Raw genomic sequence first — 13074 nt, 5'->3', positions numbered from 1 at the left:
CTGTAAGATTGAATATAACTCATTGTTTAATTTGCCTAAAGTTGATTACTAACAAATAACTCCGCATATAAAAAAATAATTAGGCATTAAAACGATTCATTGTACCTATTCCAAACAAATTTAAGCAAGCATTTTTTACTGAAACATTTTAAAATAGCAATCATATAGGTTAGGTAACTAAGCACAACAGGATCATTGAATATCTGAAGGTTAAGCTTTGCTCCAACCTATAATCAAACCATCCCATCAACCAACACACAAACCATGATTAAAACCGACAAAATCCGCAAACCGCAGCCTGCACTGTTTTACATCATCGATTACCTTTGGAGCGGCTTTGCCGGTCTGAGCGTGGCGATGGTGGTGGTGGCGTTGTGGGCGTGGGGCAGCGCTGTGTTCGGTGAGTTTATGCTGCCTGCGCCGGTAGAAGTGTTTCAAAAGTCTTTGGATTTATTGAAACATTTTCAGGAAAACGAAATTGGGATTTCGCTGTGGCGGTCGGTGGTGGGCATTTCGGTTGCGCTGGCGGCAGGACTGGCAGCGGGGCTGGTGGCGGGCAGTTTTAAGACGGCGATGGCGTTGCTTAAGCCTGTGATTACGGTTTTGTTGGCGATGCCGCCGATTATTTGGGTGGTAATGGCGTTGTTTTGGTTCGGTTTCGGCAATCCGAGCGTGTTGTTTACCATCATTGTGTTGGTTGCGCCGCTGACGTTTGCGAGTGCGGCGGTCGGGATGGCGAGCGTGAACAAGCAGCATGAGGAGTTGTTTGACGCTTATAAATTAGGCCGTCTGAAAAAAATCCGTTATCTGTATATCCCGCATCTGACGGGCTATGTGATTTCCAGCATCGGCGTGGCGGTGGCGATGGGGGTGAAGGTGGTGATTATGGCGGAACTCTTGGGTGCGAGCGAAGGCGTGGGTGCGCGGATTGCGGACGCGAGGGCGATGTTGGAGACTTCGACGGTGATGGCTTATGTGGTGTTGGTTATCGTGTTTGTGTCGCTGTTTGAATACCTGATTACTAAGCCTTTGGAAATTTTGTTTATGCCGTGGAGAAGGTGATGCTCTGTCTTGAAAACGTGCGTTTTGAAATTCTCCGCGACCCCATCGTGCGCGATTTCAGTTTGAACCTGCAACACGGCGAAGTGAAAGCCTTGTTCGGGCCGAGCGGCTGCGGCAAGACGACGGTTTTGCGGCTGATTGCGGGCTTGGAAACGCCGAAATCAGGCACGATACGCAATACTTTCCGCAAAACGGGTTTTCTGTTTCAGGAAAACCGTCTGCCGGAAAACTTGACCGCGATGCAGAATATCGCTATTTTTATGGACAAACCCGATGAAGGTGAAATCATCGCGCTGGCGGCGAAAGTCGGGCTGACTGCGGGTGATTTGAACAAATATCCGACCGAGTTGTCCGGCGGCATGGCGAAACGGGTGGCGTTTTTGCGCCTGCTGCTGTGCGGCTGCGACCTTGCCTTGCTGGACGAGCCGTTTGTCGGTTTGGACCGCGATTTGCGCGATATTTTGGCCGCCATGCTGGTGGAAAAAATCGAGCAGCAGGGCATGGCGTGTATGCTGGTAACACACGACCGCTTCGAAGCCGCGCGCCTGAGCCATGAAATCATGCTGCTTTCCACTAAGGGCATGAACGTGCAAAACGTGATAACCCTGCCCACGCCATTGTCCGAACGCGATTCGGCTTTTGAAGAGGCAGTCGTGGCAAGGGAGTTTCAGGGGATTCATTATTATGAGTGATGAGGGGATTTGAGTATCTGACGAACCTTGCGGTTCGTTGCCCTCTCCCTAACCCTCTCCCACGGGGAGAGGGGATTAGGTTGCTGAAAATCAGAGAGTGCAGGATTGGGAATCAGAGTCAGGTAAACCTGAAAATGTTAGGGTTTGGCAGCCCGATTCCCTGTCCCCGTGGGAGAGGGCTAGGGAGAGGGTAAGCAAGCCGCAGGCTTGCCTCTTTAGCGAAAGATACGAATCTGTTATCCGAACGCGATTCGGTTTTTGAAAAAGCCGTGGTGCCAAGGAGGCAGGGGATTCATTATGAGGTGCTTTATGTTTTCGACTGTGATTACTGCTGCTGTTTTATATATTGCTACAGCAGTAGATTTGTTGGTAATACTATTAGTATTTTTTGCTAGAGCAAATACTAGAAAAGAATATCGAGATATTTATATCGGACAATATTTAGGTTCTGTAATTTTAATATTAGTTAGTTTATTTCTAGCTTTTGTTTTGCATTATGTTCCGGAAAAATGGGTGTTGGGTTTATTAGGTTTAATACCGATTTACTTAGGTATTAAAGTTGCTATTTACGACGATTGTGAGGGCGAAAAAAGAGCTAAAAAAGAATTGGATGAAAAAGGGTTGTCAAAATTAGTCGGTATTGTTGCCTTGGTTACAGTTGCTAGTTGTGGTGCAGATAATATTGGACTTTTTGTTCCTTACTTTGTGACTTTAGATCTTGTCGACTTATTAGTTACTCTTCTTGTATTTTTAATATTGATTTTTGTTTTAGTATATACAGCACAAAGATTGGCTAATATTTCAGGTGTTGGTGAAATTGTAGAGAAGTTTAGTCGTTGGATAATGGCTGTTATTTATATTGGTTTAGGGTTATTTATTATTATTGAAAATAATACAATTCGAACAATAATATCAATAATATGAATGATACGGGCATTTGAATATCTGACGAACCTTGCAGTTCGTTGCCCTCTCCCTAACCCTCTCCCACGAGGCGAGGGGAACAGGTTGCTGAAAATCAGAGAGCGCAGGATTGAAAATCAGATGGCAGGTAAACCTGAAAATGCTCGGGCTCGACAGCCTAATCCCCTCTCCCCGTGGGAGAGGGCTAGGGAGAGGGCAAGCAAGCCGCAGGCTTGCCTCTTTGGCAAAAGATACGACCCTGTCCACCCAATAAATCCATATCCAAAAGCATCTTCATGCAGAATCAAGTCAAGCCATGAATAAATTTTTCACCCACCCCATGCGGCCGTTTTTCGTCGGCGCGGCAGTGCTTGCCATACTCGGCGCGTTGATATTTTTCATCAGCCCCAGTGCCGTCATTTCGCACCGCCAAATCTTCTTAGAACTCATGCTGCCTGCGGCATACGGTGGCTTCCTGACTGCCGCCATGCTTGAATGGACGGGCTATCAAGGCCGTCTGAAACCTGTCGCTACTTTGATGGCGGCATTATTGCTCGCCTCATCCGCCATACTGCCCTTTTCGCCGCAAACTGCCTCGTTTTTCGTTGCTGCCTATTGGCTGGTGTTGCTGCTGTTCTGCGCCTGGCTGATTTGGCTCGACCGCAATACCGACAACTTCGCCCTGTTGATGCTGCTCGCCGCGTTCACCGTTTTTCAGACGACCTATGCCGTCAGCGGCGATTTAAACCTGCTGCGCGCGCAAGTGCATCTGAACATGGCGGCGGTCATGTTCGTATCCGTCCGCGTCAGCGTCCTTTTAGGCGCGGAAGCCCTTAAAGAATGCCGTCTGAAAGACCCCGTATTCATCCCCAACGTCGTCTATAAAAATATCGCCATCACCTTCCTGCTGCTGCACGCCGCCACCGAACTTTGGCTGCCCGCGCAAACCGCCGGTTTTACCGCACTCGCCGTCGGCTTCATCCTGCTTGCCAAGCTGCGCGAACTGCACCATCACGAACTCCTGCGCAAACACTACGTCTGCACTTATTACCTGCTCCAGCTCTTTGCCGCCGCAGGCTATCTGTGGACAGGCGCGGCGAAACTGCAAAATCTGCCCGCCTCCGCCCCATTACACCTGATTACCCTCGGCGGTATGATGGGCGGCGTGATGATGGTGTGGCTGACTGCCGGACTGTGGCATAGCGGCTTTACCAAACTCGACTACCCAAGACTTTGTCGTGTTGCCGTCCCCCTACTCTTTATGGCTGCCGTCTCGCGCGCTTTCTTGATGAACGTGAACCCGATATTTTTCATCACTGTTCCTGCACTTCTGACCATCACCGTATTCGTACTGTATCTTTTCACATTTGTACCGATATTTCGGGAAAATGCGTTTACGGATGATCCGGAATAAAACAAAAGGCCGTCTGAAAATTTCAGACGGCCTTTTGTTTTAAATAAATGCTTTATTTGTTGGCATTCAAATAAAGATTAATCAGACGTGTAGTCGAGCTGTCGTGTTTTTGCACTTCGGTCTCGCCGGTCAATTCGGCAAGAATGGTTTTAGCCAGTTGTTTGCCGAGCTCTACGCCCCATTGGTCAAAGCTGTTGATGCCCCAAATAATGCCTTGAACGAAGGTTTTGTGTTCGTACATGGCAATCAGGCTGCCCATATTGCGCGGGTTGATTTTGTCCATGAGGATGAGGTTGGTCGGACGGTTACCGGAGAAGGTTTTATGCGGAACCAGCTCTTCGATACGCGCTTCGTCCATGCCTTGTGCTTGAAGCTCGGCACGTACTTCGTCAGGCGTTTTGCCGCGCATAAATGCTTCGGCTTGGGCAAAAACGTTCGCCAGCAGGATTTCGTGGTGGCCGCGCAGGTTGCTGCGTTTTTCAAGGGAGGCAATCAGGTCAATCGGCGTGATGTGCGTACCTTGATGCAGCAGTTGGAAGAACGCATGCTGGCCGTTGATACCGGTTTCGCCCCAAATAATCGGCGAAGTTTCGTAACCGACAGCTTTGCCGTCAAGGGTAACTTGTTTGCCGTTGCTCTCCATATCGAGCTGCTGGATGAATTTGGGCAGACGGTGGAGATGTTGGTCGTAAGGTGCGATAACGTGGCTGCCGCCGCCGTAGTAGTTGATGTACCAAACGCCGATAAGGGCAAGGATAACTGGCAGGTTGCGCTCCAGCGGCGTGTTGATGAAGTGTTGGTCCATCAAGTGCGCGCCGTTGAGCATTTCGATGAAGTTTTCTTCGCCGAGGTACAGCATAATCGGCAGGCCGATGGCTGACCACAGGCTGTAACGTCCGCCGACCCAGTCCCAGAATTCAAACATATTGGCGGTATCGATACCGAATTCGGCAACGGCTTTTTGGTTGGTTGATACGGCAACGAAGTGTTTGGCGACGGCGCTTTCATCGCCTGCATGATCCAAGAACCATTTACGCGCGGTCAGGGCGTTGGTCAGGGTTTCTTGGGTGGTAAAGGTTTTGGAAGCAATGATGAAGAGGGTGGTTTCAGGGTGGACTTTAGACAATACGTCGCGCAGTTGGGAGCCGTCCACGTTGGAGACGAAGTGCATATTCAGGCGCGGATGACCGAAAGGCTTGAGCGCGGTACACATCATCAGCGGGCCGAGGTCGGAACCGCCGATACCGATATTAACAACGTCGGTAATAACTTGATTGGTATAGCCCAACCAGCTGCCGCTGCGGACTTCGTGCGCGAACTCGCCCATGCGTTGTAGGACATGGTTGACCTTAGGCATGACATCCTCGCCATCCACGACAATGGGGGCATTGGTGCGGTTGCGCAGGGCAACGTGGAGTACGGCGCGGTTTTCTGTCGTATTGATTTTTTCGCCGTGGAACATTTGCTGCATCCGCTCCGGCACGCCTGCTTCACGCGCCAACTCGAACAAAAGCGACATGGTTTCGTCGTTGATACGGTTTTTAGAATAATCCAAAGTCAGGCCGCCAACTTGCAGCCAGTAGCGCTCGGCACGTTCGGGATCTTGCTCGAACATTTCACGCATATGTTGTTCTTTGGTTTCGTCAAAATGTATCCATAATTTTGACCAAGCTGGTAAATCGTAAAGCTGTTTCATCGGATGCTCTCCTGGATAGTGGACAGTTTTGTTGAGAAAACGGCCGTGAGGTCGTCTGAAACGGGAACGGGGTGGTTTCCGTTTTTTGAGGTTTCAGACAGCCTTGATGTGGGTTAAGGCCGTCTGAATATATCAGTGAAGAATCAATCTTTATCGTATTCGATGTGTTTGTTATGTATGCTTTTTTTACTTTTTTGCAGTTGCGTGCTGGCAGTGTCGCCCAAGCGTAAAGCCAAGCCGATGGCAAGAATGTCGATAACGGCCAGCTGCAGAAGACGGGACACCATAGGCGTATAAAGCTCGGCATTTTCCTGAGTGGCAATGCTCAATACGCAGTCGGCCATTTGGGCCAACGGCGAATCATTGCGGGTCAGCGCGATAACGGCTGCACCGTTTTCTTTGGCAATACTGGCCGCATCCAACAATTCGATAGATGAGCCGGTATTGGAAATCGCTACCAACACATCCTGCTCGGTCAATACGGAAGCCGCCATCAACTGGGTATGCGTATCGACATAGGCGACGGTTGACATACCGAAACGGAAGAATTTGTGCTGCGCATCTTGGGCAACAATGCCGGAGTTGCCGACACCATAAAACTCAACGCGTCGCGCGTGCATCAGAATGGCAATCGCGTTTTCCAGCTCAGACTCTTTCAAGAAACGGCGCTCACCCAAAAGGGAGGCTGCGGCATTGCCCAATACTTTTTCGACCACGCTGCTCATGTTGTCATCGGCGTTCAATTCTTCATGAACGTATGGCATACCTTCATGACCGATGCTGGCAGACAAAGCGAGTTTGAACTCAGGTAAGCCTTTGTAACCCAAGCTACGGCAGAAACGGATTACAGTCGGCTGACTGACGGAGGCACGCTCGGCGATTTCGGCCACTGCGGCATGAACGAACCATTTCGGCTCGGCCAACGCAGATTCGGCAACTTTGCGTTCTGCGCCGGAGAGATTGGACAATGATTCGCTGATTTTGCTTAACATATACTCTACCCTTTGATTCTTTGACGTTCAGGACAAGGTACATTTTCGTACCCTGCCCTGCACCGCCGTTTGTGTGTTTAAACGTTATTTAAATGATTGTCTAATGCGACCGCCGCGCCGACGATGCCCGGAAATTCGCTCAATACGACATACACGGGAATGGCGGCAAGATAAGCTTCAAAGCGGCCTTTATTTTCAAAGCGGCTGCGGAATGGAGACGTTTTAAAGTAATCCAACACGCGCGGGATAATCCCGCCGCACAAATACACGCCGCCGCGCGCGCCCAAAGTCAAAGCTAAATTGGAAGCAACCGTACCCAGCATGGCGCAGAAAATATCCAAAGTCTGACGACAAATCGGTGATGTTCCGCTCAATGCCTTATCGGTGATTTCAGAGGGTTTCAGACGGCATTGTTTGATGTTGTCGCGTTTGGCCAATGCCTCGTAAATCAGGCTCAAACCTGCGCCGCTCAAAAAACGCTCGGCAGAAACATGACCGTATTTGTTTTTAGCGTATTGCCAAATCAACACTTCCATATCGTCAAACGGCGGGAAGCTGGCATGGCCGCCCTCGCCTGCCAACGCCACCCAGCCGGCAGCGCTGTGCACCAAGCCGCTGACACCCAAACCAGTACCCGGACCGATAACGGCTTTAGGCGCAAATTCGATTGGTTTTTGACCGCCGATTTGTATCAAGTCTTTCTTATCGGTTTGTGTTACCGCCAAAGCTTGGGCGGTAAAGTCGTTCAACAGAATCAACGTTTCAAAACCCAAAGCCTGACGGGTGGTTTCGATGGAGAATGCCCAGTGGTGGTTGGTCATCTGCATCCAGTCGCCCAAAATCGGATTGGCAATCGCAAAGGCGGCGTGCAAAACTTTCGGGCTGCCTGCGCGTTCCAAATAAATTTTGACGGCATCGACGATGGTGTCGTAATCCTTGCAAGGCAAGACTTCAGCTTTTTCAATGACCTGTGGTGCAGTTTCAAGTGCAAAACGGGCATTCGTACCGCCGATATCGGCGACCAAACGAGGATAAGCCTCAGTGTGCATAGTAGACATGGCAGTTAATTCCTTGGTGATTGAGAATCAGACTGGTCGGATATTCGGTGTCAGCCCTTGCAGCAGCCTTATCGAATACCGCTTTTTTCTCTGCGCCTTGAATAGCCAAAAATACATTCGGCGTTTTGGCAATCGCACCCAAAGTCATGCTCACACGCTCATGCGGTGCGGTAACCGGCGTAGTATGAATCAATGTTGGATCATTAGCTTCATTGATTGCGGCCTGTAATTGAGGCGCTTGAGGGAACAACGACGCCGTATGCCCGTCTCCGCCCATGCCCAACACCAGCACGTCAGGTTGCTTATAATATTTCAATGCGTAAGCAACGACAACTTCAGGTTGTAATTCAGTTTCAGACTTTCCGTCTTCAACAACAGGAATCCATGTGGCAACGGCCGCGTTATTCTTGAGCAGATATTCGCGTACCAAGCCTGTATTGCTGTCGGCATGCGTGGTAGGGACAATACGCTCGTCCACCAAAGTAATGCCGACATTTTGCCAATTTAAATCTTTTTGTGACAAAGCCTCGAAAAACGCAATCGGCGAACGACCGCCGGAAACGGCCAAAACCGCATGGCCTTTCTCATTCAACGCGGCTTGCAATGCGGCGGCAACGGCATCAGCGAGAGCTTGCGCGGCAGTTGCAGCGTTTTCTTGTTCGAGCCAAACAAACATGTTTCGTCCTTTCATGGTTTCAGACGGCCTTTTGTTGGAAAACAAAGCCGTCTGAAAGAAATATTATTGCTCTTCGTGCCATTTGTTGCCGTCACGGGCCAACAGCGCGCGCGCAGCTTCAGGACCCCAAGAATGGGCTTCGTAAGCATGTGGAGGCGTTGTATTGTTCGCCCAGTTTTCCAAAATCGGCATCACATATTCCCAAGCGGCTTCGAGTTCGTCACGACGGTTGAACAAAGCGAGTCTGCCATTAATCACATCCAGCAGCAGACGCTCGTAAGCCTCGGCGCGGCGGCCCTCTACGACTGTGCCCAAGTCCACGCCAATCGGCGTAACTTCGACTTTGTTACCTGCACCCGGAGTTTTCACTTGAGTGTAAAGGCGGATGGATTCGGTCGGTTGTAGTTCAATAACCAAACGATTCGGCACAGGTTGGCTGTTGTCAAAAATATGGTTTTGCAGCGGACGGAAATTCAACACGATTTCCGCCACTTTGCCTGCCATGCGTTTGCCGGTACGCAGATAGAAAGGTACGCCTTTCCAACGCTCGTTTTCAATTTCGGCTTTGATGGCGACATAGGTTTCAGTGAAGCTGTCTTGCGGAACGTTGACTTCTTCCAGATAGCCGTTCATGCCGTTTGCTGCAACATATTGGCCGCGAATAACATTTTCGTTAACGGATTCGATGGTCAGCGGTTTCAGCGATTTGATGACTTTCACTTTCTCGTCGCGTACGGCATCGGCATCCAAGCTCGCCGGCGCTTCCATCGCAGTCATACAAAGCATTTGCATCAAGTGGTTTTGCACCATATCGCGCAATGCGCCGGTAATGTCGTAAAACTCGCCGCGTTCTTCTACGCCTAACTGCTCGGCGATGGTCAGCTGTACGCTTTCAATATATTTGTTGTTCCACAAAGGCTCGAACATCACATTGGCAAAACGCAAGGCCAACAGGTTTTGTAGGCTTTCTTTACCCAGATAATGGTCGATACGGTAGATTTGCTCTTCTTTGAAATAACGGGCCACATCTGTATTGATTTGCTGGGAGGAGGCCAAGTCCGTACCCAACGGTTTTTCCAAAACCACGCGCACGTTATCGGCATTCAAACCGATTTCGGCAAGGTTTTCACAGGCTTGCGCAAAGAATTTCGGCGCAGTTGAGAGATAGATCGCGACATTTTCAGTATTCTTGCGTGCTTTTACCAAGTCGCCCAAGGCAATGAAATCGCCTTTCTCTGTGACATCGACTTTTAAATACTCGATACGTTGGATAAACGACGCCCACGCTTCATCTGAGAAGTTTTGTTTGACATGGATTTTAGAATTCGTTTCCACTTTAGACAAAAAGCCGGCGGTATCCAATTCGCTGCGGCTTACACCCAAAATACGACCTTCGGGATGAAGCAAACCGGCTACATGCGCCTGATACAGGCAAGGCAAAAGTTTACGCATTGCCAAATCGCCGGTCGCGCCAAACAACACCAAATCAAAATTTGTCTGTGTACTCATCGTTTCATCTCTCGTTGAGGAAGCTTGCTTCAAAACTTTTGGACTGTCGTCATCCATAAAAATCAATTAAAATCAAAAGCCTTTAAGCAATAAGCAGTAAAAAACCAATCGCCCGCACCAAAATTTCAAACAAGCGGGCTAGTGAGTAGTAATACTACACATGACTACAGATTTTGTCCATTCTCATTTTTACAAATTGTTTGATTTAACATAAAAGTTTGATGACTTTTGCAGCCTGCCATTTTACAAATTGACTATACCTCGATTTAAATCAAATTTCTTCCACTTAGCGAATTATTCTGTAACAAAATTACAGAATTTGTACTATAATACGCAGACACTTCGAAGAGAAATCTTCAACATTTCAGACGGCACTCATTATTTATTCCCACAGCTCCAGGCCGTCTGAAAAACACCCAATACAAAAATCAGAAACGCGCAAACAAAATCCCTATCATATCGTTTTGCCAGGAGACAGCACATGAACCCCACTCCTATTCACCCTAAACTCGCCGAGATTACCGAGCGCATCATCGAGCGCAGCCGCCCGACGCGTGAAAAATATCTGGCGAAAATCCGTAGTGCCAAACAGATGGGACGCTTAGAGCGCAACCAGCTCGGCTGCAGCAATTTGGCGCACGGCTACGCCTCCATGCCCAAAAGCATCAAAATCGAAATGCTTCAGGACACCGTTCCCAACTTAGGCATCATTACTGCCTACAACGACATGGTTTCCGCACACCAGCCGTTTAAAGACTTCCCTGATCAAATTAAAGACGAGGCGCAGAAAAACGGCGCGACCGCGCAAGTTGCCGGCGGTACGCCCGCCATGTGCGACGGCATCACGCAAGGCTATGCCGGCATGGAATTGTCGCTGTTCTCCCGCGACGTGATTGCCATGAGTACCGCCGTCGGCCTGTCGCACCAAATGTTCGACGTCAGCCTGTTTATGGGTGTGTGCGACAAAATCGTGCCGGGTCTGATGATAGGCGCGCTTTCGTTCGGTCATATTCCGGGCATCTTTGTCCCCGCAGGTCCGATGTCCAGCGGCATCGGCAATAAAGAAAAAGCCCGCACCCGCCAGCTTTTCGCCGAAGGAAAAGTCGGCCGCGACGCATTGCTCGAAAGCGAAATGGGTTCCTACCACAGCCCCGGCACCTGCACTTTCTACGGCACGGCAAACTCCAACCAAATGATGATGGAAATGATGGGCGTACACCTGCCCGCCGCCGCCTTCGTCCATCCCTATACCGACCTGCGCGAAGCCTTGACCCGCTACGCCGCCGGACACCTCGCGCGCGGCATCAAAAACGGCACCATCAAACCTTTGGGCGAAATGTTGACCGAAAAATCCTTCATCAACGCCCTGATTGGTCTGATGGCGACCGGCGGTTCGACCAACCACACCATGCACCTCGTCGCTATGGCGCGTGCCGCAGGCGTGATTTTGAACTGGGACGACTTTGACGAAATTTCCTCCATCATCCCGCTGCTCATCCGTGTGTACCCCAACGGCAAAGCCGACGTGAACCACTTTACCGCAGCAGGCGGTCTGCCTTTCGTCATCCGCGAATTGCTGGACGCAGGCTTGTTGCACGACGATGTCGATACCGTCGTCGGACACGGTATGCGCCACTACACCAAAGAGCCTTTCCTTATCGACGGCAAGCTCGAATGGCGCGAAGCCCCCGAAACCAGCGGCAATGACGACATCCTGCGCAAAGCCGACAACCCGTTCTCCCCAGACGGCGGTCTGCGCCTGATGAAAGGCAACATCGGACGCGGCGTGATTAAAGTGTCCGCCGTGCGCGAAGGCTGCCGCATCATCGAAGCGCCCGCCATTGTGTTCAACGACCAACGCGAAGTGTTGGCGGCATTTGAACGCGGCGAGTTGGAACGCGATTTCGTCTGCGTCGTCCGCTACCAAGGCCCGCGCGCCAACGGTATGCCCGAGTTGCACAAACTGACCCCGCCTTTGGGTATCCTGCAAGACCGCGGCTTCAAAGTGGCGCTGCTGACCGACGGCCGTATGTCCGGCGCATCCGGCAAAGTGCCTGCGTCCATCCACATGACGCCCGAAGCCCTGATGGGTGGTAACATCGCCAAAATCCGTACCGGCGACCTGATCCGCTTCGACTCCGTTACCGGCGAACTCAACGTCCTGATTAACGAGGCCGAATGGAACGCCCGCGAAGTCGAACACATCGACTTGAGCGCGAACCAACAAGGCTGCGGCCGCGAACTCTTCGCCAACTTCCGCAGCATGACCAGCAGCGCAGAAACCGGCGCCATGAGCTTCGGCGGCGAATTTGCCTAAACCCTTTTCAGACGGCCTCTTAAAACAATCAGGCCGTCTGAAACCATGTTAACGACCCTATTACGATACAGTCCCCAACGGAGACCTAAAATGTCTAAACTGACCCCACGCGAAATCCTGACAGCCGGCGCAGTTGTGCCGGTAATGGCGATTGACGACTTGAGTACTGCCGTCGATTTATCCCATGCCCTTGTCGAAGGCGGCATTCCCACCCTCGAAATCACCCTGCGCACCCCTGTCGGCCTCGACGCCATCCGCCTGATTGCCAAAGAAGTGCCCAACGCCATCGTCGGCGCAGGTACGGTAACCAATCCCGAACAACTCAAAGCCGTCGAAGATGCAGGTGCAGTTTTCGCCATCAGCCCGGGTTTGCACGAATCCCTCGCCAAAGCCAGCCACAACAGCGGCATCCCCCTGATTCCCGGCGTTGCTACCCCGGGCGAAGTCCAACTGGCTTTGGAACACGGTATCGACACCCTCAAACTCTTCCCTGCCGAAGTTGTCGGCGGCAAAGCCATGCTCAAAGCCCTCTACGGCCCTTATGCCGACGTGCGCTTCTGCCCGACCGGCGGCATCAGCCTCGCTACCGCCCCCGATTACTTGTCGCTGCCCAACGTCTTGTGCGTCGGCGGCTCATGGCTGACTCCGAAAGAAGCCATCAAAAACAAAGACTGGGATACCATCACCCGTCTGGCTCGCGAAGCTGCCGCTTTAAAACCCAAAGCCTAATCGGGTTATTAAGCTGAAAGAGCAAA

At 50.9% G+C, this 13074-nt stretch carries 11 protein-coding genes; 6 read left to right on the top strand and 5 right to left on the bottom strand.

All coding sequences use genetic code 11. From position 1 onward, the window contains the following. Nucleotides 1–264 precede the first annotated feature (264 nt). The 4 genes from FAH66_RS01585 (at nt 265) to FAH66_RS01570 (ending at nt 4071) form a co-directional block, all read left to right on the top strand. Nucleotides 265–1062: an ABC transporter permease gene (locus FAH66_RS01585; RefSeq protein WP_049331626.1), complete on the top strand. Its 798-nt coding sequence runs from the start codon at nt 265–267 to the stop codon at nt 1060–1062. Beyond that, nucleotides 1062–1754: an ATP-binding cassette domain-containing protein gene (locus FAH66_RS01580; protein ID WP_208648078.1), complete on the top strand. Its 693-nt coding sequence runs from the start codon at nt 1062–1064 to the stop codon at nt 1752–1754. The genes FAH66_RS01585 and FAH66_RS01580 overlap by 1 nt, the downstream gene beginning before the upstream one ends. A 309-nt stretch (nt 1755–2063) precedes the next feature. Next, on the top strand, nt 2064–2678 hold the full coding sequence (locus FAH66_RS01575) for a CadD family cadmium resistance transporter (RefSeq protein ID WP_167480301.1): 615 nt from the start codon (nt 2064–2066) through the stop codon (nt 2676–2678). 295 nt (nt 2679–2973) lie between these two features. Continuing rightward, on the top strand, nt 2974–4071 hold the full coding sequence (locus tag FAH66_RS01570; protein ID WP_137040387.1) for an NnrS family protein: 1098 nt from the start codon (nt 2974–2976) through the stop codon (nt 4069–4071). Nucleotides 4072–4123: 52 nt separating this feature from the next. On the opposite strand, the gene pgi is transcribed toward FAH66_RS01570, so the two are convergent. From pgi to zwf, 5 genes are all read right to left on the bottom strand, one after another. Further along, complete coding sequence (pgi, locus tag FAH66_RS01565) at nt 4124–5767, bottom strand: glucose-6-phosphate isomerase (RefSeq protein WP_137040385.1); 1644 nt, start codon at nt 5765–5767, stop codon at nt 4124–4126. 143 nt (nt 5768–5910) lie between these two features. Continuing rightward, nucleotides 5911–6759 carry a DNA-binding transcriptional regulator HexR gene (gene hexR / locus FAH66_RS01560; RefSeq protein WP_049352085.1) on the bottom strand — a complete coding sequence of 283 codons (849 nt, stop codon included), beginning with the start codon at nt 6757–6759 and terminating at the stop codon, nt 5911–5913. 77 nt (nt 6760–6836) lie between these two features. Then, on the bottom strand, nt 6837–7817 hold the full coding sequence (locus FAH66_RS01555; protein ID WP_137040383.1) for a glucokinase: 981 nt from the start codon (nt 7815–7817) through the stop codon (nt 6837–6839). Further along, on the bottom strand, nt 7798–8493 hold the full coding sequence (pgl, locus tag FAH66_RS01550; RefSeq protein ID WP_137041589.1) for a 6-phosphogluconolactonase: 696 nt from the start codon (nt 8491–8493) through the stop codon (nt 7798–7800). The genes FAH66_RS01555 and pgl overlap by 20 nt, the downstream gene beginning before the upstream one ends. Nucleotides 8494–8556: 63 nt before the next feature. Then, nucleotides 8557–10002 (bottom strand): glucose-6-phosphate dehydrogenase, encoded by a 1446-nt coding sequence (gene zwf / locus FAH66_RS01545; protein WP_137040381.1) that lies wholly within the window; start codon nt 10000–10002, stop codon nt 8557–8559. 481 nt (nt 10003–10483) lie between these two features. Between zwf and edd the strand changes: the two genes are divergently transcribed. Beyond that, on the top strand, nt 10484–12319 hold the full coding sequence (gene edd / locus FAH66_RS01540) for a phosphogluconate dehydratase (protein ID WP_137040379.1): 1836 nt from the start codon (nt 10484–10486) through the stop codon (nt 12317–12319). Nucleotides 12320–12409: 90 nt separating this feature from the next. Continuing rightward, nucleotides 12410–13048 (top strand): bifunctional 4-hydroxy-2-oxoglutarate aldolase/2-dehydro-3-deoxy-phosphogluconate aldolase, encoded by a 639-nt coding sequence (locus tag FAH66_RS01535; protein WP_137040377.1) that lies wholly within the window; start codon nt 12410–12412, stop codon nt 13046–13048. Nucleotides 13049–13074: the final 26 nt, after the last annotated feature.

Source organism: Neisseria subflava (genome assembly GCF_005221305.1).
Taxonomy (GTDB): domain Bacteria; phylum Pseudomonadota; class Gammaproteobacteria; order Burkholderiales; family Neisseriaceae; genus Neisseria; species Neisseria subflava.
This window is presented reverse-complemented; position numbering and strand designations above follow the sequence as displayed.

Coding starts and splice junctions, on each gene's coding strand:
- FAH66_RS01580 (WP_208648078.1), top strand. CDS start 1,062: ATGCTCTGTCTTGAAAACGTGCGTTTTGAAATTCTCCGCGACCCCATC.
- FAH66_RS01535 (WP_137040377.1), top strand. CDS start 12,410: ATGTCTAAACTGACCCCACGCGAAATCCTGACAGCCGGCGCAGTTGTG.
- FAH66_RS01570 (WP_137040387.1), top strand. CDS start 2,974: ATGAATAAATTTTTCACCCACCCCATGCGGCCGTTTTTCGTCGGCGCG.
- hexR (WP_049352085.1), bottom strand. CDS start 6,759: ATGTTAAGCAAAATCAGCGAATCATTGTCCAATCTCTCCGGCGCAGAA.
- edd (WP_137040379.1), top strand. CDS start 10,484: ATGAACCCCACTCCTATTCACCCTAAACTCGCCGAGATTACCGAGCGC.
- FAH66_RS01555 (WP_137040383.1), bottom strand. CDS start 7,817: ATGTCTACTATGCACACTGAGGCTTATCCTCGTTTGGTCGCCGATATC.
- pgi (WP_137040385.1), bottom strand. CDS start 5,767: ATGAAACAGCTTTACGATTTACCAGCTTGGTCAAAATTATGGATACAT.
- zwf (WP_137040381.1), bottom strand. CDS start 10,002: ATGAGTACACAGACAAATTTTGATTTGGTGTTGTTTGGCGCGACCGGC.
- FAH66_RS01585 (WP_049331626.1), top strand. CDS start 265: ATGATTAAAACCGACAAAATCCGCAAACCGCAGCCTGCACTGTTTTAC.
- pgl (WP_137041589.1), bottom strand. CDS start 8,493: ATGTTTGTTTGGCTCGAACAAGAAAACGCTGCAACTGCCGCGCAAGCT.
- FAH66_RS01575 (WP_167480301.1), top strand. CDS start 2,064: ATGTTTTCGACTGTGATTACTGCTGCTGTTTTATATATTGCTACAGCA.